This is a genomic window from Candidatus Nitrohelix vancouverensis (genome assembly GCA_015698305.1).
Taxonomy (GTDB): domain Bacteria; phylum Nitrospinota; class Nitrospinia; order Nitrospinales; family VA-1; genus Nitrohelix; species Nitrohelix vancouverensis.
Map to the genome: position 1 here is coordinate 2,581,825 of CP048620.1, position 20,142 is coordinate 2,601,966.

Sequence of the window (20,142 nt, forward strand, 5' to 3'; positions counted from 1 at the left end):
CCGAAACTGACTGGAACTATTCGCGGTCTCATTGGCCTCCTTAAGTCACTCGAAGCGTTTTCAGTTTGGAAAATGAAGGTGAATTCACAATCGCTTTAACGCCAGCGTCGCCTATAGATGTATCATAAAACATCAAAGTTTCAATATTGGTCAGCGTTTTAGTTTTGGCAAGGGCCTCTGCCGCTGGCAGGTAAATATAATTACGCGCCAGATTGAGGTATTTTAATTTTTTCATTACCTTCGATTTTGACAGCGTCTTGACGCCCTGGTCGGTCACTCCCGTGCGGTAAAAATTCAATTTCCGCAAATTTCCAAAACTGGCGTTCTTCGAAAGAATTTCCAATGCCTGGTCGCCTACCATATTCTCCTGAAACACCAACACCTGCAAACGACGAAACAAATCCGATTCGGCAATCGCCTTGCCGCCCGCAAGGCCAATATTATTAAAACGCAAATCCAGTTGAGACAATTCGGAAGCGAATACAGCATGGGCCAGCGCTTCCGCTCCGCGATCGGCAAGATTGTTGTCGCCCAGATAGAGACGCCGCAAATTTGCAAACTTGGGGTTGTCGGCAATCAAGGGTCCGCTTTTATGCGTCAGGTGATTGCGAGTCAGGTCCAGATTCTCAACTCCTTCCAGCCGATCCGACATGACCAGAGCCTCGACCCCGTCGTCGCCAATAAATTTCCCCTTAAAATCGAGCGTTTCATCGTCATCCGCGAGAGATTCGTCGATGAGTCGGTCGATGTATTCTTTTTTCTTTGGGAGCACCATGTCTTTATTGCCAAACTCTATGAACGCCGTCTATCAACGTTTTTTGTGAATAATGTTGAGCGCACAGCGAAAACCGATATCGTTGAACCCTCTGGAAAATGGATGGCTCCTGTCGCGCCATCCTGACGTCATCGCGTGAATACTGTCCGACCAGGCGCCGCCCCGGCGCACTTTCATCTGTCCTCTGCGCGGACCCTTTGGATTGTACATGATTTCGGGAAAACGATCATTGATAGTGAACCAGTCCGAGACCCATTCCCACATGTTACCAGCCATATCATACAGTCCATATTTATTTGGCGGATAACTACCGACAGAAGCTGTTTCATCACGAAGTTTCAAGCCCCCCCTCGCCTGCCCCTTTGTGACGTCAAATTGAGGTCCCCATGGAAATTCGCAACCATTCCTTGCGCCTGCGGCTTTCTCCCACTGCGCCTCGCTGGGAAGGGTTTTGCCGATGAGATAACAATAGTCCGCCGCTTCATACCAACTGACTTTTGAAACGGGGCAATCATCACAGGAGGAAAATGGACTGCGGCGCAAGCGATGTTCTGGAACAACCTTCTCATAGAGCTTGTTTGTCACCTCATATTTATCGATAAAAAAAGCGTCCAGAACAACGTCATGTTCCGGGCCGCCATGCTGAATGCCGAATTGATTGCAACCCATCGTGAATTTTCCGGCAGGGATCAAGACCATATTATAAATGATGTCCTGAGGTCCCGGTTCGGCCTGTTCGCCTAGAGGCTGTTCAGGTGAAACCTGTTCAGGTGAAACCTGTTCCTGCTCTTGCTGAGCCAAATCTGCCAGGGCAAGCCCCGTCATACAAAAAACCGCCATCCATAGCGTTGCAATGCACGCAAGGAGGCGGTTTAGAAAAACAAACCTTGAAAGACCGTTCAAACTGATTTTTGTGGAAAGATTCATGGGCCGCCCTGCGATTGTTTCATCAAAGCCTCCATGATAGCCAGTGTCGCATTCGAACGGTTCAGCGTATAAAAGTGAATACCCGGAGCGCCGCCTTGCAATAAATCGGCGCATTGCTCAGTAGCAAACTCAACGCCAATCTGTCTCACAGCCTCGTCGTCATCCTGAACCTTTTCTAGTTTCGCCTGAAGGCTGTCAGGGATGCGTGTTTTACACATCTCAGTGATACGAATGATTTGTTTGAGATTCAAAATCGGCATGATGCCCGGGATGATGGGAACCGTCACTCCGGCGCTACGCAAGCGTTTCACATAATCGAAATAATAGGAGTTATCAAAAAACAACTGAGTGACGATGAATTCGCCGCCCTGTGTAATTTTGTTTTTCAAATGCTCTGTATCCGTCTCCGCATCTGCGCACTCGGGGTGAACTTCTGGATAACCCGCAACGCCAATACAGAACGAAAAATCTTTTTTTATAAAGCCGACCAGTTCATTCGCATACTCAAAGCCATTAGTCGGTTTAACAAATTCTGTTTGACCCTGTGGAGGATCCCCTCTTAAAGCCAGAACATTTTCCACGCCTTTGCTTTCAAGCAACTCCAGCACATCGCGAATCTCTTCAGCGCTATGACCGACACATGTCAGGTGAGCCATCGACTCAATCCCCACCTCGCTCTTGATGCGGGAAACCAGCTCGACCGTTTGAGCGCGGGAACTTCCGCCAGCGCCATAGGTGACAGAAACATAGGCCGGGTTCAAAGGCTTGAGTTTTTCTATCGTCTTGTAGAGCGTTTCAAATCCAGCGTCGTTTTTAGGAGGGAAAAATTCAAATGAAAAAGCGGGATGGGTCTGCTTGAGTATATCAATGATTTTCATGGAGGGGATTTTATCAAGCGGGAGCTTATATTACAATCACCCTTTCAGGGTTGCGTGTTCTTTAATACTCAGAAATATCAGTATATTTCGAAACGTTTCAGATAGGTGAGGAATTGTAAGACGTCAACCAGTTCCACCGGTTCTTCATCGACAACGTTCATGGCATCAGCGGAAAAATAACCGGTTGTGATGAGGATACCGCGGCTCGCGCCTTCGCCTTTAACCGTATCGATGAAACCTTTAACCTTGATGGAGTCCACGGTATTATTATAAGGATTGATGATACAAAGTCCGAGATAGACGCCGCCTATGACCGGAGTTTCATCCTGCATCGCGATTTCCAGCTCACTATCACTGGCCCAAACAGAATGTCGGTATTCCAGGTTGAATTTTTCAAGAAACTCGATGCACTTGCTCTTGAATTCATCGGGATCGATGAGATATACAGGCTTATCATCCGGATTATCGAAATGAACTTTATCCGGTGGCGGGGGTGGAGACGTATTTTTCAGGAACACAATTAAAACAATGCCGATCGCGAATGCGACAAAAGCTATAATAAAGATTCCCACTTATTTGATCATTTCATCCCAGATTTTTTCTTTCTTGTTTTCCTTAATCAGCTTGTCGTGTTTGATCATTTGCTTCACTGCAATCCAAGTGACCCAACCAACAAACAGCAACATGGTTCCAATAGGAATGTTATCAGGTTTCGTTGCGATCAACAAAAAATTTTCAAGGCCGGAATTTTCCATGGAAGTTCACCTAACATATATTTGTTAATCGGCGGGGCGAAATCGCCCCGCCATTTCAGTTTAAGAAGGAAGAAACTTACTCGTCCTCTTCCTCTTCATCATCTTCGTCATCATCCTCTGAGGCGCCATCCGAACCACCGCCCTCAAAGAAATCATCATCCTCTTCTTCATCTTCATCAACTTCTTCAACTTCTCCAAGTACCAGAGAGTTATCATAATCGGGATTATTATAGCCGACAATGAAGTCCGTGATCGCGTTCACCTGTTGATCCACCGAGCCAATTGTTTTCAGCTCTCTGAACTTGGTTTTCACGACCAGCTTGCCCTCTTCTTCGTCCCAATGGTTTGGCATTTTCGTCCATGGAATCAAGCTCTGAGTCTCCTTCATCCATTTCGGAATCCATTCCTGTTTCAACCGGGAGCTGGCAATCTTGAAGGAGATACCCTTCGCGCCGTCGTCATGGCATTTTCCACAATCCATATAATTCACGACTTTAACACCCGTCTGAACTTTTTCAACAGGCTTGGCGATGTTCAGGCCTTCTTCATATTTAATTTTCTCAGGCGACAAGGCTTCAAAATAAGCCGTCAGCTCTTGAATCTCCTTGTCACTGAATGAGAAGGTCGGCATCTTGACATCCACCCAGGTGCGAACCGGAGTCGGATTTTTCAGGAATGAGAAAATCCAGGACGGCTTGATTCTTTCGCCCACATGGTAATCGCCATGCTCCAATGGAGGCGGATACTGAACCGTTCCTTTAAGATATTTCTGAATATATCCGCCCTCGCCTTCAACATGATGACAGCCTTTACAGTTATAGCGATCAATCAACCGACGCCCTGTTTCCAGAGCCTGTTCGCGCGCAGTCATGATATCCTGATATTTATCAGGAACCTTGCTACCATTGAAGCCGCGTAGCAGAACAACTAAAGCATTAATCTCGTCATCAGACAAATGAAAGTTCGGCATCTTGTCCAAAACGCGCTCGGTGCGGAAAGAGGTCGGCTCTTTCAGTTTAGTCCTCACCCAGTTATCCCAGGTATGGGGGATATGGGTATCGCCAAACTCTAACTCGGCAACCATTTTACGACCGAAGGACGACAACTCGGGCGCTATGCGTCCCTCGCTATCCATGCCGTTGACATCGTGGCAAGCAAAACAACCGCGTCCACGCACCAGCTTTTCACCGTAAGCGACTAACTCAGGATTCCTGGCTCGTTTCTCCAGTTCCCGGTCGCGGATTCGATCTTTCCCATCGAGAAGGTAAGCGGCAATATCTGCCCCTTCACTCTCTGAAAGACGAAGGTCTGGCATTTCACTCCCAGGATTGTAGGAATGGGGACTCGATATCCAATTCACCAGCCAGCGCGGTCGTACTTTCGTTCCCACATTAGTCAAGTCTGGAGCATGTTTCTCGCCCTCGCCCTTGAATTGATGACAAGCCTGACAGCCAACGCTTTCAAATAATTTCTTACCGTTGGCGGCATCGCCCGGCGGCAAATCATTATTGTATTTAAAATCCTTGTCGGAGGACTCAACCAGATACGCGGTGATTGCAAGAGCGTCCTTATCATTCAGCTCAAAATCAGGCATTCGGGTTTCTGGCAGATAATTTTTTGGATTCTTGACCCAATCGTAAATCCAAGCCGCGCCGACTTTCCATTTAATGCGTCTCAGGCTCGGACCGACTTTAGGCTCTTTCTCAAACCCTTCCGCCAAATGACATCCATGACAACCCAGCTTTTGAAATATTTTCTTACCCTTGTTGAGCATCGGGGCGCCTTCCAACTGCATTACGCCATCATGGCAGTTGCGGCAATTGCTTTGCATCTGATCGCCCAATAAAATCGGCTCATTGACTTCGCGAGTCTGATCCATTTCATGATGCGAACCATGCGCGTCTTCAACAGGGGCCGTCGCGGTTCCCTGACCCAGATGACACCATGTACAGCCCGTTCGTTCAGGCGGATGTTTTTTGATCAGAATTTCAAGATTGGGGTGTGTCTTGAGCGGTTCCTTGAATTCTTCATAATAAGGATCTTTATAGGAGACATGACAGGTCATACAACGATCAACCCGATAAACAATCTCGCTGAAATTGTTTATGGAAAATCCTGGAATCACTGTTTGCAAAATTTCCGCAGGGCGCCACATCAGATTGAAGGGACGATAATAGTCCATTTTCTGCTCTATGATTGCGCGACTGCTCACCAAAGAACGCAGTTCTTTTTCAAGATTGACGCTTTTAGCCTTAAACTCCATTAATGCCGCTTCAGCTTTATCGAGAATTTCCTGCTTTTCAGCAATGAGAGGATCGTATTCTCTAACCTTTTCCTCTAGTTCCTCCAGCTTGGCTTTTTCGACATCATAATTCCTGCCCTCGTGCATGGCCTTTTTAAAATAATAATAGGCTTCATCCACGCGGCTTCCAGCAAATTTCTTCTGCTCTTTCTCTTCATCCAAATGGATTTGCGCTTCCAAAGCCGCTTCGGACAAGGCCTGATAAGCCTCTGAAGACTCCAGCCGTTGAGCCTCTCCCGCCAATTGCGTTTGAATCTCTATTTCTTTGGCGGCTATCTTATCATTTGTCTCTTTCCATTCTACCCGGGCGCGCTGATATTGAGTTTTATGGTACTCTTCCTGATAGGTTTTAAAACCTCTGCGCGCAAACTCATCATCCCAAAACGCCCACACAGTTACGAGCAGGAGCGCCCCCGACATAAGGAAAAACAAAAAGCTGTAGGAAACCTCTTCATCAATAAAAGGTTTTTCTTCAGGATTCGCTTCGTTCGTATCTTCTTGTTCTTTTTCGCTCAATGGACAAGACCTTAAATCATGTTTGTTGAATAGTCACGTAACGCAACGTCAGCCCTCAGGGCATCAAAACAATGCGAAACAATTATCTAGACATTGAACCAGGGAGTCACCCACACATACTTGATGTTGAAGGCCAACCTCAGCACAATCTTTATGACGATCCCGATCATAATGAGAATCAATTGGATTTTTATAAACATCCTCATGAGCCCCACTGATTTGATCGCCTTTCTTTCCATAAAAAAGTAGGCCGCTGTTCCGACCGCAAAATAGCCGCAAACAACCACCCCGCCAAACAACATCGCCATATTGTAGGAACGGACCCCAAAGGCATAGGGCAAGTCCACACTGACCAAGGCTACAACCTTATGCGGGTCCCAATATTGCCAGGGCATGAACAGGTTCCAGCCAGGGCCGCGAAGGAATACACCCATGATGATCAAGGCGATCCACAAAACCAAAAAACCAAACAGATACACCCAAATTGCGACTTTTCGCTCGGTGTAGGTGTAATAGCCATTTCCCTTAGGGTTTACATCTAAGTAGGGAATCAGCATCAACCCGACAATGATCAAAACTGGCGCGACAACGCCTGCAAACCAGGGATCGAAATAAACGAGAATATCCTGCAATCCCAGGAAGTACCAAGGCGCCTTGGAGGGGTTGGGGGTTTTGGTCGGATTGGCCGCTTCTTCCAGCGGCGCATCAATCATTATCGACCAGACCGTCAGGCCCAGAATAACGATTATAGCGCACATGAATTCCAACCTTACCAAATAGGGCCAGACATGGACCTTCTCGGGGGTTGCTTCAGGATTTTTTCTTGGCGCTACAGCCATATAATTTTCCCTTTCAAATTCAAATCTAATTGATTAGCGTGTCACGGAAAACAGCTTAGAGAGGTCCCGATATCCCGCCGTCTTTTCGAATTCGCCAAAAGTGAACGATCATCAAGCCCCCTGCCACCAGCGGGATGAAAATACAGTGCAAAACATAGAACCGCAACAGCGCAGGCGGCCCTACCAGACTGCCGCCAATGAGGACGGAGCGGGCGTCATAACGCGGCGTCACGCCGACGTATTCAGCGAATGGCCCTTCATGACCAAGGAACGGGGTTGCTCTGGCCATGTTCGTACCAACGGTAACAGCCCACATTGCCAACTGATCCCAAGGCAACAGATAGCCGGTAAAACTCAACAAGAGAGTGAAGGTCACCAGGAACACCCCGATCACCCAGTTGAATTCACGCGGCGGCTTGTACGAACCTGTCAAAAAGACACGAAACATGTGAAGCCAAACGGTGATGACCATGGCATGAGCGGCCCAGCGATGCATATTCCTCATAAGCATGCCAAAAGGGACGTCATATTGCAGGTATTTCATGTCGTAATAGGCATATTCCCCTACAGGACGGTAATAAAACATCAAAATCACGCCCGTGACGATCGTGGAAAGGAACAACAAAAAGGTGATCCCCCCCATACACCAGGTAAATTTGATACGAAGCGCATGGCGATGCATTTTGACTGGATGCAAATGCAACCAGACGTTACTTGCTATCTGCAAAACGCGGTTTCGAGGGGTATCAGCATAACCATGCCGGAACGTCGAGGTCCAGACTTGCGACTCGGTGATTTGCTTGGAAATATCCTTGAAGATTTCCCCGCTTTTCACCTTCGCCATCAATTCTGCAATGCTAGGAATCTCGGGTACTTTATTAGCCAAAACAAAAATCCTCCAAAAATTCAGCCGCCACCAGGGACGGCAGAAGGAAAGTTATAAAATCAGTGTAAAGATGCAAGCCCTGATATCAGATCAGAAATTTAGACCCCGGGTCGCCCCATTGGCCCTTTTCATATAGAAATTTCTTGCTCTTATCGATGATCAATTGCCCATCGGGCGCCAATGCAATTTTCAGGCGCTCCAACGGACGGGGAGCAGGACCTTCAAAATGCATTCCCTCTCGGGTGAACCCGCTACCATGGCAAGGACATTTATATTTATTCTCGGATCGCAACCAACGAGGCGTACAGCCCAAGTGAGTGCAGAGAGCAAAAATCGCATAAATCCCTTCATCGTCGCGAACAATCCAAACGCGCTGGTCATTCACCCATTTAGTGCTCACTTCTCCGACGGTATAATCCATCGGGTTTCCCGCTTTAAAAATCGGCGACGGCTCAAACAGCACGCGGGGAAACAGTAGCCGCGTAAAGTACAGCGACGACAATCCCACGGCGCCAAGAAAGCTGGCCCAGCCTGCATAAGAAAAGAAATCCCTGCGGGACCAGAGCGTATCTACCTGTTCTTCTTTTTTATCTTTCGATCCCGCCTTACCGGCTGGTGTCGCTTTGCTTACCGCTTTGGCCTGAGCCATAATAAACTCCCAATTTTCATACTTTTGAAAATCTTCGCAACCTCTTCAAGAGGCTCGAAAAGCGTATGGTTTCCCCATTTGAGGAAGTTGGTTTTTAACATAATTGAGAAAACGAGTCAAGACAAGAAGTTTATCGTTTACGGGGACTTGAGACGCTTTTTCATTGCTTTTAACAAGGCCCTTCCTGCGGACCGAACTCCGTAAGCGGGGGAGCCGCGTTGACAACTCAAATTAGCCAGTGTTTGGGCTTTCAAACCGCGTCGCATGACCAGCGATATCAGGTCGACCATATCGCCTGCATGCGCGCACGCAAGCTGTGCGCCAATGATTCGTTCTGACTCGGCATCTGCCACCAGCTTAACAAATCCTTCTTCCTGATTCAAAACTCCCGCATCCAGGGCTTCGGTTCGAACAACGCCTTCGAGACCGCGAAAGCCAAGATGGTGGGCCTCTTGCGCCGAGACTCCTATCCACGCCAGTTCCGGACTGCAATGTATCATGCGCGGGATCATATCCCGGCTTATTTTACGAACCTTTCCAAGCGCATTCTCAGCCGCAACGCGTCCTTCCTCTTCTGACAATCCGTGAAAGCCTTCGCGCCCCAAAATGCTTCCTGCCGCGAACACGCCCTGGGTCGATGTCTCCAGCGTTTCCTCGGTCAATATTTCGCCGTGTTCTCCCAGGCGCATTCCCATCGCATCCAGCCCCATGTCAACCGGCTTTCTGCCGCCAGAAACCAGAATGCATTCAGCGGAGAACTTCAGGCCTCCATCTAAAGTGATGTCCAGAGCGCCTTCTCTTCGGTGAAATGATTCGACCTTCTTATTGCTGATCAGTTTGATTTTCTTCTGCTTCAAATGCCGCTCCATTATATCGCATAATTCGGGATCGGCATGCGACAGAACCCGGGAACCGGGAAGAACCCAGAAAACCTTGCATCCCAGCGCCTTGAAAATCCGAGCTGTTTCATAACTCAGATCTCCTGTCCCCAATACCATGATGGAGGCCGGTATGTGGGAGCGATTCCAGAAATCTGCCATACTCAATATCGTCTCTCCGTCCAGCGGCATGTGTCGGGACGAGTGAGGGACCGAACCGCAGGTCAAAATGATTTTATCCCCTTCGAGCACGGTTTCTTTTTCATCTGGACCGACGACCTGCACCTGGCGCCCTGCGGGTCGACCTTCGCCGTAAATGATATCGACGCCAAGGTCTTGCAAGTTAGTCTCACAATTCTTAGAAATTTTGCCAAAGGCTTCTTCACAACCCTGCTTTAGTTGAGAAAAATGATCGTCGCCGCTTTCCAAAGTCGGCAGAATATTCTCAACGATCTGTCGAGCGTAAGAGTCTGAATACAGCAGACGCCCTCCCAATCGTTTTTTTTCAATGAGTCCAACCCTTGCGCCCATTTCAGCGCAAGTCAGCGCGGCGGCGATTCCTGCCGTTCCACCGCCAATGATGACAACATCTTTTTTGACTGTCATGACAAATCTAGAATTAAGTGAGCTTCGGGGATTACAGGATCGTGAAGGCTACCGTTCCTAACAATAATACCAGCCCAACGGAGGCGATCACAGCGTGCTGGGTTTCTTCCATTGTACGGCTATAAGGAATAATTAAAAGAAAATAAACCAGCACAAACAGATCAAGATAGGTGGCTTCCAGGAGATAGTGTTTGGATAAAACATAAAGACACAAACTGCCAACCGCTCCCCAGTAAACATAGCGGTGGATACTGTAACCGCGTTTTTTTTTGTCGCGTGAAAGCAAACTCACGCCAATCAAAACATTGGCCAGAGTGAACAGTATGGCAAGAAAGAGAATGAGAAAACTGGGGTGGGAAAAAAGACTGCCTAATGTGGTGATCTGCATTTTTGCGACAACGCTCTGGGCTGACTAGGCGTTTTGATGCTCAACAACCTGATTGCGACCTCTTCTTTTAGCATCGTACAGGGCCTGGTCTGCATTTTCGAATACGGTTTCTTCATTATCAGATTCATTGATAAAGGCCAGACCTATAGAAATTGTCACCTGTAATTTTTGTTTTTTATAAACCAGATAATCTTTTTCAATAGCGGCTCTTAATTTTTCAGCGAGTTTCAGAGCATTCTTTCGATCAATCTTATTCAATATTACGACAAACTCTTCTCCCCCGTACCTGAAAATTTCATCAGTCGATCGAACCGCTTGTTTCAAGGTATCGGCCACCAGAACCAAAACTTCATCTCCGGCTTTATGGCCATACTGATCATTGATGTTTTTAAAATGGTCAATATCGATCACAAGCAAAGCGAAAGCTTCATGGTAGCGTTGGAATTCTTTTACAGACTGGTTGATTTTAATTTCGTAAGCGCTGCGATTGAATATATTCGTCAACACATCCACGTGCACCATGGACTCGGATTTCTGCAAGCGTTCGCAAAGGGATGTCATCTCGCTGTTCAAACCATCCATCTTCGCACGGAGGGTCGCGCATTCACTTTTCAGGGTATCCATGACGTCGATGACTGCGGACTTGCACTCGAGCAAATCCTTCAATGTTGTCGCCTTCTCAATCCGCTCGATGTAGCTATCGATATTACCTCCCAGACTGCCTGAAGCGCCAACCATTTCCTTCATGGATTTTGCCAAACCGAGAACCATATCCTTAAGTCCCTCTTTTTCGACCTCCGCCATCTCCCTGTTCAGTTTGGCTTTTTCAAAATAGTTGCCAACATCCTGAGCCACTCCTTCCAGGGGTTTAACCCTGACCGATTTACGAATCACGCTAGCGAGATCACTCAGCTTTGCGCCGAGCATATCTTCTTTGCTGAGTAGCTTTAAGATGCCCTCGAGAAACGCGTACAGGATTCGGGCTATTCGGACAGTAAACTCTATTGGAAAGGATTTAGCAGTCTCATCTTTCCGGCTCATAGTTTTCCTAGAAAAAGAAAATTTAATCAAGCGCTTGATTATATGGAAAGTATACCATTAATAGAATTACAGAGCATTTAATTTTCTGCAAGACTAACACAGATTTCGAATGTAGGTAAAAAAAACAGGGAGGATAGGAAAAATGGTGCCGACGGGGAGACTCGAACTCCCACGGATCGCTCCATACGCCCCTCAAGCGCACGTGTCTACCAATTCCACCACGTCGGCAATTTTGAAGATTATTTGTTTTCAGAACCGGGGTTCGCTCCGCTCTCACTACTCACGGGAGCGCTGTCCAATCCGCCCAGCACAGATTTGGAATCTTTTTTCGAGGAGATGACCGCCAGAGTGAGAGAGGTCACAAGAAATAATGTCGCCACGCCTGCAGTCAGTTTGCTCAGGAAATTACCGGCGCCTGAACTGCCAAACATGGTCTGGCTACTGCCCGCGCCCAAGCCCGACCCCATGGCCGCGCCTTTTCCGGTCTGCAGGAGGATGACCAGTATCAAAAATAAGGTGGCTAGAACATGCAATACTGTTAGAACGGTTTCCATATGATTAAAGCCTTGTTCGTGTTGTTAACTCGCTGAATCTATAATATCACAAAATGAATCGATATCGAGACTGGCGCCGCCCACCAACGCTCCGTCAATATCGTCTTGCGAAAGTATGGAACGACTGTTGCCCGGATTGACGCTTCCGCCATACAAAATGGAGGTTGATGCATTCGATCCGAAGCGTTGCAAAAGCCATTCTCTGATAAGACGATGAATCTGTTGAGCCTGATCGGGGCTGGCGTTCTTGCCGGTGCCAATCGCCCACACCGGTTCGTAAGCGATCAAAATCCTGTCAAGCGCTGTCGCATCCAAACCGCTCAAACTGCCGCTCAATTGTTCCTCAACAACGGCCTGAGTGGCGCCGCTGTCTCTTTGCGCCAGGGTTTCGCCCACACACACAATCGGTTTCAACCCTGCGGCGAGAGCCGAATGGACTCTCTTGTTGACGCTCGCATCATCTTCATTAAACAACTGGCGACGCTCGGAATGCCCCAAAATAACATAATCGCAACCTGCTTCCTTCAACATTTTACCGGATATCTCTCCGGTAAAGGCGCCCGCTTCCTGCCAGTATAAATTCTGTCCTGCGAGTTTTATAGCGCCGCCTTGCTCCAGCTCTCCATGCATCGCATTGAGAACCGTAAATGGAGGGGCCAGAACCACTTCAACTTTCGAATTTTTGAGTCGCTTTTGCAACAAGGCAACGAAAGCGACAGCGCTTGCGTCGCCTTTGTTCATCTTCCAGTTTCCGACAATCACTGGAGCTGACATGCTCAATCAAATTCCCTTGCTGGCGACATATTTCACAAGGTCCTTGATTCTGGATGAATAGCCCCACTCGTTGTCGTACCAGGAAAGAACCTTCACCAGCGTGTCGCCCATCACCTTGGTTGACAAGGCGTCGACAACGGATGACGAGGGTTCCCCGTTAAAATCAATCGAAACCAGGGGCAATTCTTCAACCCGTAAAATATCTTTCAAAGGACCCGACGCCGCATTCCTGAAGGCATCGTTCACCGCTTCGGCCGTGGTCTTCTTTTGCACCACAACCGCAAGGTCCACCAGCGACACATTGGGCGTGGGAACGCGGATCGCCATTCCGTCCAGCTTGCCTTTCAGCTCAGGCAAAACCAGAGAGACGGCTTTCGCGGCTCCGGTCGAGGTCGGTATCATCGATACGGCGGCGGCGCGCGCTCGTCGTAAATCCTTATGCGGCAGGTCCAGAATTCTTTGATCGTTCGTATACGAATGGATCGTCGTCATCAAACCGTGGCTGATGCCAAAACTGTCGTTAACGACTTTCGCCACCGGGGCCAGACAATTGGTCGTGCAAGACGCATTGGAAATGATGTGATGCGCCGCAGGATCATAGCATTCGGCGTTGACGCCGAGCGCGACCGTAACATCCGGGTCGGTGGCCGGGGCTGAAATAATGACTTTCTTTGCGCCCGCTGTAATATGTTTTTGCGCGCCTTCTCTTTTGGTGAAAATCCCCGTGGACTCAACCACCAGATCCACATTCAGTTCTTTCCAAGGGAGTCGTTCCGGGTCGCGTTCGGAGTAAATCTTTATTTCCTTACCGTCCACATAAAGAGAGCCTTCGCTGGAAGTGACCTCGGCGTCAAATTTGCCGTGGACAGAATCGTACTTGAACAGATGAGCCAATGTCGCCGCGTCGGTCAGATCATTGATCGCCAACACTTCAACGCCAGCGCCCTCGCCTTCCAAAAGAAGGCTTCTCAGTACATTTCTACCGATTCTGCCGAAACCATTGATTGCAATCTTAACTGCCATCGCCTCATATCTCCCTGATTGGCGCCTCCAGCATTTTCGTTTCCAATATGTAAGTCCGTTGACGTTCTGCCAGGAATCGGTCTTGCGAAACTGGTTGGAATTCAAGGCCGTTTTTGATAAACAGCCTACTCGAGGATTTTAAAAATGTAAAAAAGGACGAAAGGTTTGCGCGCTGTCCTAAAGGAGTGGATTATGCAAAAATAACAATATCAAGTCAATAAAAAACAAGGAATAGCGCGATTAAGAGGTCGGCGGGGAGGCTTCATCGTCTAAAACGGAAGCATTTGCGCTTTCGTAACAGTTTTTGGACTCTGCCGCAGTGAGAGTGGAAAACAGCAAGCGGTCGGTTTCTTCCGTCAATTCCATGCTATCGGCAATACGCTGGAGCAGGTCGCGCAGGCTCTCGGTCATCATCTGTTCTTCATTAATGGATTTGCCCAGCTCCGAGTCCACTCGCTCCAGACCTTCGCTGATCTTCTCCCCCATCTCCAGAATGGATTCTTTCTTCAACAGCGCTTTTTCTTTTTTATTTAAAATTTCATCACGGGCAAACAGGATTTCCTGCCGCAAGGTCTCAATGGAAAGCAATTCGGCGTCCATCTGCTTGAAACTCTTATCAAGGTTATCCAAATAATCTTTTCGTTTTTTGATCAGGGAATCGAGCGTCACATGAGTCGCCGCGCCCGTTCCGCCAGCTTCGCTCATAGCTAAAACGGCTTCTGCCGGATTTTCTGCGGAGCCATGCAAAAGCTTTTCGTAGCTTTGTTTGATGTTTTTTTCTTTTTGATCCAACTCTTCCAGATTTTGAACGATACGGTCGGTATTGAGAGAATAAATTCGAATATTATTCTCCAGCGTCTGCAAGCGGGCGTTATTTTCCCGTTCCTGACGCTTGAGTTCAACGCGCTTGCGGTCCAGGGAATTTCTCACGTTTTCCTTGAAGAGAAGAGCCTTTCTGAAAGTTTGCGTGAGCAATTGAAATTCATTCAGCATGGAATTCGCGCGCTCGCCTGCGGAATGGTTTTCTTCAGCCATAGAGGAACTTTTCTTTTCAATATCCATGTGGGATCCCGTCAAAAAATTTGCCATTTTTTATAATATACAGGTATCAAGCAAATTTTATGCCACTTGCAAAAAAAGAGCAAGTTCAATACCAGCCATCGGCTTATCAGCGCAATCGTTCACCTTCTCTGATATTAACCAGCATATCTCTGACCGCCTGCTCCATGCCAACGCTGATCGCCCGGGCTACCAGATTATGTCCGATATTCAATTCTTCCACTTGCGGGATGGAGGCGATCGCCGCTACGTTCGCGTTTGTCAAACCGTGCCCGGCGAATACTTTCAATCCCTGCTCCCCGGCGAATTCCGCCGCCGATTGCAAACTGGACAGCGCTCGCGCGATTTCCTCGCGACTCGTCGCTTCTGAATAGGGCCCGGTGTTCAATTCAATGCTGTCCGCCTGCACGCGCCGGGAGGCTTCGATCTGCTCGCGGTCCGCATCGACAAACAGACTGAATTTGATTCCCAAAGGCGACAATCGCTTGCGAATCGCAATCAGGCGTTCTTCATTCTCTAGGACATTCAAGCCGCCTTCCGTCGTGATCTCCAAACGTTTTTCCGGCACCAGTGACACCTGATAGGGAATGATACGGGCCGCCAGTTCGGTCATTTCATCGACCGGCGCCATCTCCAGATTCAATGGCATTCGGATCGAAGCGTGAATGCGTTGGACGTCATGATCCTGAATATGCCTGCGGTCTTCGCGCAAATGAACCGTGATCCCCTCGGCGCCGGATCGCTCTGCGATCAGCGCCGCTTCAAGCGGGTCCGGTTCGGTTGTTTTTCTGGCTTCGCGCACTGTGGCGACGTGGTCTACGTTTACAAATAATCGAATCATGAATCTTTACGCTCCCTATGCTTGTGAATGGCTGAAGTCACTTTCAAGGCCCGAACCGTCGGCCCGACATCGTGAACTCTGAATACCGAAGCCCCTTTTGAATATGCCGCGACTGCCGCCGCAAGCGAACCTTCCAATCTCTCTTCATTCTCCATAGACCCTAGAATATTTCCAATGAAAGATTTTCTCGACGCGCCCAGAAGGATCGGTTTTTGTAACGGGAGAAACCGGTCCAGATGCGCTATCAGTTCCAGATTATGGTGCAGGGTTTTTCCAAACCCGATTCCCGGATCAATCATTATTTTCTTCGGATCTATACCCGCCTCTTCCGCGATCGCTATGCTGTGTTCCAGATATTCATAAATATCCTCAATCAAACGGTCGTAATGGGGATTCCTTTGCATGGACAGCGGGTCGCCCTGCATATGCATCAATATAACGCCGCCGTCGTGGTCGGCAATGACGCTCGCCATATCGCGATGACGTTGTAAAGCGGTGATGTCGTTGATGATATTCGCCCCGGCTTGCATCGCCGCTTTGGCGATTGCCGGTTTGTAGGTGTCCACTGATATCGGAATTTGAAAACTTCGGCGTATTTCTGTCAGTGCAGGAATCAGTCGCGCCCTCTCCTGATCCTCGGAAATCGCCTGCGAACCCGGTCGTGAACTTTCCGCGCCCAGGTCCAGGTAATCCGCCCCATCGGCGATGAACCGTTGCGCAGTTTCCAATGCCTGGTCGACAGAAGCCACTCGACTGTCCGGGTAAAAAGAATCCGAATTCAAGTTCAGTATTCCCATCACCTGAAACGACTTTGAAACGCTGTCCCCATCCATTCGACTCTCCATCGAAAATATAAAAAAGGGTTTCTGAATGGAGCTTAAAAAAGAAAAGCTCCCCTCCCCCGTTTGTACGGGAGAAAGAAGCTTTTCAAAATACGTCTTTAATGATTCAAGGCATCACGCTGGAGAAGGATCCGGCAATCCGCCGCCCATCAAACCCTCGGCGCTTCCAAAGGGGCCTGATTTCTTCTTCTCTTTTTCTTCATGATGCAGAGGAGTCTTGGAAGACGAATCATCTTCGTCCACAACGCCGCCCGATTTTCCATCGAAGATATCGCGGATTTCGTCGGCGTTGAGCGTTTCCCTATCAAGCAAGGCCAAAGCCAGGGCTTCCAGCTTGTCACGGTGAGTGTTCAGCAACTCAATCGCGACGTTATAACCTCCCATGACCAGCGCCTTGACTTCCTGATCGATGAGCTTGGCGGTTTGATCGCTGAAATTTTTCTGAGCCGAAAAGTCCTTACCCAGAAACACCTGCTCCTCCTTGGTTCCATAAGTCAGCGGTCCCATTTTCTCGCTCATCCCCCATTCGCAAACCATCTTGCGGGCGATTTCAGTCGCGCGCTCAATGTCGTTGCCTGCGCCTGTCGTGATCTGGCCCAGACAAATTTCCTCAGCGGCGCGACCGCCCATGAAAATAGCGAGATTGTTATACAAAAAGGTCTTGGGGTACGTATGCTGTTCATTCAGCGGCAATTGCTGGGTCACGCCCAAAGCCCGACCACGCGGTATGATGGTCACTTTATGAATCGGGTCCGTTCCCGGCAACATGGTAGCGACCAGCGCATGGCCCGCTTCATGATAGGCCGTGGTTTTCTTTTCCGATTCGCTGATGTGCATGCTACGTCTCTCAACGCCCATGAGCACTTTGTCCTTGGCGTCTTCAAAGTCGAGCATCATCACATTCTTGCGATCTTTTCTTGCCGCGAGCAGAGCCGCCTCATTCACGAGATTCGCCAGATCGGCGCCAGTGAAGCCGGGGGTGCCGCGCGCAATGACTTTCAATTCGACGTCATCTTCCAAAGGCACCGTACTGGTATGAACTTTCAGAATGCCTTCGCGTCCGCGAACGTCGGGGCGATTGACCACCACCTGGCGGTCGAAACGACCGGGTCGCAACAAGGCCGGATCGAGAACGTCCGGTCGGTTGGTCGCGGCGATCATGATGACGCCTTCGTTATTTTCAAAACCGTCCATCTCAACGAGAAGCTGATTGAGCGTTTGCTCGCGCTCGTCGTGTCCGCCGCCCAGACCGGCGCCGCGGTGTCGACCGACCGCGTCAATTTCGTCGATGAAGATGATGCAGGGGCTGTTCTTCTTGCCCTGATCAAATAAATCGCGAACGCGCGATGCGCCGACGCCGACAAACATTTCCACAAAGTCCGATCCGCTGATGCTGAAGAAAGGCACATTGGCTTCGCCCGAGATGGCTCGCGCCAGCAGGGTTTTCCCTGTACCAGGAGGTCCTACCAACAGAACGCCCTTGGGAATCTTGCCGCCCAGCTTGCTGAATTTCTGCGGCTCTTTAAGGAATTCGATGATCTCATGCAATTCCTCTTTCGCCTCGTCCACTCCAGCGACGTCCTTGAAAGTGGTCTTGTTTTTGTTCTCGTTCAGCAGTTTTGCCTTGCTCTTGCCAAAGGACATGGCCTTGCCGCCGCCCGCCTGCATCTGGCGCATGAAGAAAATCCAGATACCCAGCAACAGAATCATCGGGAACCATGAGATCAAAATACTCATGTACCAGCTGGTCTGTTCCGGAGGCGCCACCACAATGCGAATGTTTTTCTCGCGCAGGTTGCGAATCAAATCCGGGTCTTTCGGAGGCGTTACGGTTTGAAAGGAACGGCCGTCCAGATATTTTCCGGACACATTGTCCCCCTGAATCATGACTTCTTTCACCTGGCCATTTTCGACCTGTTCCATGAAGTCGCTGAAAATCACTTCAGATTGCGGGGCCAACGGCCTGTTAAACGCATTGAACAATGCGATTAAAATCAATCCAATGATCAACCAAAGAGCTAAATTCTTATAAAACTGGTTCAAGATATTCTCCTGAATTTGTTGGTTTGTTATCGCTTATATATAAAGTCATGATAACACAAAATGATGCGGGAAAAGCCAATATTCCCCTCATCTTTTAAAGTAATTTTTGCTACCTGCAAGATGAAGGAGGGTTGAAGTATTTGCGTCAACGCAATAGCCTTGTGAAATTCTCAGACCGTACACCCAGATAATATCGCCCGACTCTGTAGTTACGATGGGAATTGTCCTTCTAAGGTTTCGTGGAATCTTGGAATCGATAAAAATATCCTTCAATTTCTTATGCCCATTCATCCCCAAAGGATTGCAGACATCGCCATTCTGAAAGCATCGAACGATCAAAACCGAGCCTACTTTGTCAAAATCAAAACAGGCTTCGCACATTGGATCGATCCGGGGCATCGGCTGGGGGAGCAAACGGCTGGTGAAAGAACATTCGCCAGCAGGCCAGTCAAGATCTCCCGGAACGCTCCAGACCATCGACACGCCCTCTGCATTCGCCGTTTTATTTTGAGTCGATTCAAAATAAAACACAGCGTTCGCATTTTCTATCACCAGGGATTTATTTTTCGGCAACTGAACGGTCTGACCGTTTTCGCCTTTAAGTATGAGGCGAAGCGCGGCGTCGACGTGGCTCTCTGAGAATCGACTCCCGCCGCCATATAATTTTCGCAACAGAGTCCAGACCAGACGGCTCTGCAAAAAACTCTCTTCCTTACGAAACGTTTTCAAATCAAGAACAATCCGCCCCTCTTCCTCCCCACCCTGGCTAAGCTTCTTCAATGTCGTTTCAGCCAGCGCCGACAGCGCTCGCTCATCCTGCCGCAGAATGGATGCCGTGCGCGCCAGGACCTCCTTGATATTCGGATTGAAGGTCTCAAGCGTCGGTAATAATTCGCTCCGGACGCGATTGCGCACATAGCTCGGATCGGTATTGGATGCGTCGGTCATATATTCAATATCGTTCGCATTCAAATAGCCCATTATGTCAGCGCGGGAACATGCCGCCAAAGGTCGGATGAGCGTTTCCTGCAGGGGAGTCAGGCCGCCCAGACCGCGCAAACCGCTACCGCGCAACAGATTAATGAGAAGCGTCTCCGCCTGGTCGTCGGCGTTGTGCCCCGTCGCGATACGGGTCGCTCCCAATCGATCGCGCGACGATTCGAGAAATTCGTAGCGGTAACGACGCGCCGTTTCCTGAAAAGAAGTTGCGGAATTTTGTAACAGGGCTTTGATGTCGGCAGAGTCCGTAACCAGCTCCACGCCCAGAGATTGAGCCGTCCTGACAACAAACGCTTCATCCGCATCCGAATCGGCTCCGCGTGCTTTGTGATTGAAATGCGCGACGGCAATTCGGATTTTGAGGGATTCACGCAGTTCATTCATGATCCGCAACAAGGCAATGGAATCGGGGCCGCCGGACACCGCAAGCAAAATGAATTCGCCGGGGCGCGTCATCTCTTCCAAAGAGGCTTTGATCTTTTTACGGAAGGGGTCCATGGGTCTGGCAAGCCAGAGGGGGAAGAACAATGGGCGTCGGATTGTCTGTGTCCGACACTGAAAGAAAGC

Annotated in this window: 20 protein-coding genes and 1 tRNA gene; all 21 read right to left on the minus strand. The window is 49.0% G+C overall.

Going from position 1 to position 20,142, the window contains the following annotated elements:
• Positions 1 to 40: 40 nt before the first annotated feature.
• Positions 41 to 775: a hypothetical protein gene (locus G3M78_11950; protein QPJ66066.1), complete on the minus strand. Its 735-nt coding sequence runs from the start codon at positions 773 to 775 to the stop codon at positions 41 to 43.
• A 33-nt stretch (positions 776 to 808) separates the two neighbouring features.
• Positions 809 to 1,702: a formylglycine-generating enzyme family protein gene (locus tag G3M78_11955; protein ID QPJ66067.1), complete on the minus strand. Its 894-nt coding sequence runs from the start codon at positions 1,700 to 1,702 to the stop codon at positions 809 to 811.
• Positions 1,699 to 2,580, minus strand: coding sequence for a methylenetetrahydrofolate reductase [NAD(P)H] (metF, locus tag G3M78_11960; GenBank protein ID QPJ66068.1), 882 nt, complete (start codon positions 2,578 to 2,580; stop codon positions 1,699 to 1,701). The genes G3M78_11955 and metF overlap by 4 nt, the downstream gene beginning before the upstream one ends.
• A 77-nt stretch (positions 2,581 to 2,657) precedes the next feature.
• A complete protein-coding gene (locus G3M78_11965; protein ID QPJ66069.1) occupies positions 2,658 to 3,152 on the minus strand; it encodes a restriction endonuclease in 495 nt (164 codons plus the stop codon).
• Positions 3,153 to 3,335: a hypothetical protein gene (locus G3M78_11970; GenBank protein QPJ66070.1), complete on the minus strand. Its 183-nt coding sequence runs from the start codon at positions 3,333 to 3,335 to the stop codon at positions 3,153 to 3,155.
• 76 nt (positions 3,336 to 3,411) lie between these two features.
• Positions 3,412 to 6,057 carry a c-type cytochrome gene (locus G3M78_11975; protein ID QPJ66849.1) on the minus strand — a complete coding sequence of 882 codons (2,646 nt, stop codon included), beginning with the start codon at positions 6,055 to 6,057 and terminating at the stop codon, positions 3,412 to 3,414.
• A 182-nt stretch (positions 6,058 to 6,239) separates the two neighbouring features.
• Positions 6,240 to 6,992 carry a cytochrome C gene (locus tag G3M78_11980; GenBank protein QPJ66071.1) on the minus strand — a complete coding sequence of 251 codons (753 nt, stop codon included), beginning with the start codon at positions 6,990 to 6,992 and terminating at the stop codon, positions 6,240 to 6,242.
• Positions 6,993 to 7,047: 55 nt separating this feature from the next.
• The gene (locus G3M78_11985) at positions 7,048 to 7,836 is read right to left on the minus strand and encodes a DUF4405 domain-containing protein (protein ID QPJ66850.1); all 789 of its coding nucleotides are present in this window, start codon (positions 7,834 to 7,836) and stop codon (positions 7,048 to 7,050) included.
• 127 nt (positions 7,837 to 7,963) lie between these two features.
• On the minus strand, positions 7,964 to 8,527 hold the full coding sequence (locus G3M78_11990; protein QPJ66072.1) for a Rieske 2Fe-2S domain-containing protein: 564 nt from the start codon (positions 8,525 to 8,527) through the stop codon (positions 7,964 to 7,966).
• A 137-nt stretch (positions 8,528 to 8,664) separates the two neighbouring features.
• Entirely contained in the window at positions 8,665 to 10,011 is a 1,347-nt protein-coding gene (locus G3M78_11995) for an NAD(P)/FAD-dependent oxidoreductase (protein ID QPJ66073.1), read from the minus strand.
• A 31-nt stretch (positions 10,012 to 10,042) separates the two neighbouring features.
• The gene (locus tag G3M78_12000) at positions 10,043 to 10,399 is read right to left on the minus strand and encodes a hypothetical protein (protein ID QPJ66074.1); all 357 of its coding nucleotides are present in this window, start codon (positions 10,397 to 10,399) and stop codon (positions 10,043 to 10,045) included.
• 24 nt (positions 10,400 to 10,423) lie between these two features.
• On the minus strand, positions 10,424 to 11,440 hold the full coding sequence (locus G3M78_12005; GenBank protein QPJ66075.1) for a GGDEF domain-containing protein: 1,017 nt from the start codon (positions 11,438 to 11,440) through the stop codon (positions 10,424 to 10,426).
• Between the two features lie 143 nt (positions 11,441 to 11,583).
• A tRNA-Leu gene (locus tag G3M78_12010) sits at positions 11,584 to 11,668 on the minus strand.
• Between the two features lie 11 nt (positions 11,669 to 11,679).
• The gene (gene secG, locus G3M78_12015) at positions 11,680 to 11,994 is read right to left on the minus strand and encodes a preprotein translocase subunit SecG (GenBank protein ID QPJ66076.1); all 315 of its coding nucleotides are present in this window, start codon (positions 11,992 to 11,994) and stop codon (positions 11,680 to 11,682) included.
• Between the two features lie 24 nt (positions 11,995 to 12,018).
• Complete coding sequence (locus tag G3M78_12020; protein QPJ66077.1) at positions 12,019 to 12,768, minus strand: triose-phosphate isomerase; 750 nt, start codon at positions 12,766 to 12,768, stop codon at positions 12,019 to 12,021.
• A gap of 6 nt (positions 12,769 to 12,774) precedes the next feature.
• Positions 12,775 to 13,791, minus strand: coding sequence for a type I glyceraldehyde-3-phosphate dehydrogenase (gene gap / locus G3M78_12025; GenBank protein QPJ66078.1), 1,017 nt, complete (start codon positions 13,789 to 13,791; stop codon positions 12,775 to 12,777).
• Positions 13,792 to 14,031: 240 nt separating this feature from the next.
• Positions 14,032 to 14,853 carry a hypothetical protein gene (locus G3M78_12030; protein ID QPJ66079.1) on the minus strand — a complete coding sequence of 274 codons (822 nt, stop codon included), beginning with the start codon at positions 14,851 to 14,853 and terminating at the stop codon, positions 14,032 to 14,034.
• 106 nt (positions 14,854 to 14,959) lie between these two features.
• Positions 14,960 to 15,691, minus strand: coding sequence for a pyridoxine 5'-phosphate synthase (locus G3M78_12035; GenBank protein ID QPJ66080.1), 732 nt, complete (start codon positions 15,689 to 15,691; stop codon positions 14,960 to 14,962).
• The gene (gene folP / locus G3M78_12040; protein ID QPJ66081.1) at positions 15,688 to 16,536 is read right to left on the minus strand and encodes a dihydropteroate synthase; all 849 of its coding nucleotides are present in this window, start codon (positions 16,534 to 16,536) and stop codon (positions 15,688 to 15,690) included. Before folP ends, G3M78_12035 begins: the two co-directional genes overlap by 4 nt.
• Positions 16,537 to 16,647: 111 nt before the next feature.
• Positions 16,648 to 18,576, minus strand: coding sequence for an ATP-dependent metallopeptidase FtsH/Yme1/Tma family protein (locus G3M78_12045; protein QPJ66082.1), 1,929 nt, complete (start codon positions 18,574 to 18,576; stop codon positions 16,648 to 16,650).
• 87 nt (positions 18,577 to 18,663) lie between these two features.
• A complete protein-coding gene (tilS, locus tag G3M78_12050; protein QPJ66083.1) occupies positions 18,664 to 20,103 on the minus strand; it encodes a tRNA lysidine(34) synthetase TilS in 1,440 nt (479 codons plus the stop codon).
• Positions 20,104 to 20,142: the final 39 nt, after the last annotated feature.

Coding starts and splice junctions, on each gene's coding strand:
- G3M78_11950 (QPJ66066.1), bottom strand. CDS start 775: ATGGTGCTCCCAAAGAAAAAAGAATACATCGACCGACTCATCGACGAA.
- G3M78_11955 (QPJ66067.1), bottom strand. CDS start 1,702: ATGAATCTTTCCACAAAAATCAGTTTGAACGGTCTTTCAAGGTTTGTT.
- metF (QPJ66068.1), bottom strand. CDS start 2,580: ATGAAAATCATTGATATACTCAAGCAGACCCATCCCGCTTTTTCATTT.
- G3M78_11970 (QPJ66070.1), bottom strand. CDS start 3,335: ATGGAAAATTCCGGCCTTGAAAATTTTTTGTTGATCGCAACGAAACCT.
- G3M78_11975 (QPJ66849.1), bottom strand. CDS start 6,057: ATGTCGGGGGCGCTCCTGCTCGTAACTGTGTGGGCGTTTTGGGATGAT.
- G3M78_11980 (QPJ66071.1), bottom strand. CDS start 6,992: ATGGCTGTAGCGCCAAGAAAAAATCCTGAAGCAACCCCCGAGAAGGTC.
- G3M78_11985 (QPJ66850.1), bottom strand. CDS start 7,836: ATGGCGAAGGTGAAAAGCGGGGAAATCTTCAAGGATATTTCCAAGCAA.
- G3M78_11990 (QPJ66072.1), bottom strand. CDS start 8,527: ATGGCTCAGGCCAAAGCGGTAAGCAAAGCGACACCAGCCGGTAAGGCG.
- G3M78_11995 (QPJ66073.1), bottom strand. CDS start 10,011: ATGACAGTCAAAAAAGATGTTGTCATCATTGGCGGTGGAACGGCAGGA.
- G3M78_12000 (QPJ66074.1), bottom strand. CDS start 10,399: ATGCAGATCACCACATTAGGCAGTCTTTTTTCCCACCCCAGTTTTCTC.
- G3M78_12005 (QPJ66075.1), bottom strand. CDS start 11,440: ATGAGCCGGAAAGATGAGACTGCTAAATCCTTTCCAATAGAGTTTACT.
- secG (QPJ66076.1), bottom strand. CDS start 11,994: ATGGAAACCGTTCTAACAGTATTGCATGTTCTAGCCACCTTATTTTTG.
- G3M78_12020 (QPJ66077.1), bottom strand. CDS start 12,768: ATGTCAGCTCCAGTGATTGTCGGAAACTGGAAGATGAACAAAGGCGAC.
- gap (QPJ66078.1), bottom strand. CDS start 13,791: ATGGCAGTTAAGATTGCAATCAATGGTTTCGGCAGAATCGGTAGAAAT.
- G3M78_12030 (QPJ66079.1), bottom strand. CDS start 14,853: ATGGATATTGAAAAGAAAAGTTCCTCTATGGCTGAAGAAAACCATTCC.
- G3M78_12035 (QPJ66080.1), bottom strand. CDS start 15,691: ATGATTCGATTATTTGTAAACGTAGACCACGTCGCCACAGTGCGCGAA.
- folP (QPJ66081.1), bottom strand. CDS start 16,536: ATGGAGAGTCGAATGGATGGGGACAGCGTTTCAAAGTCGTTTCAGGTG.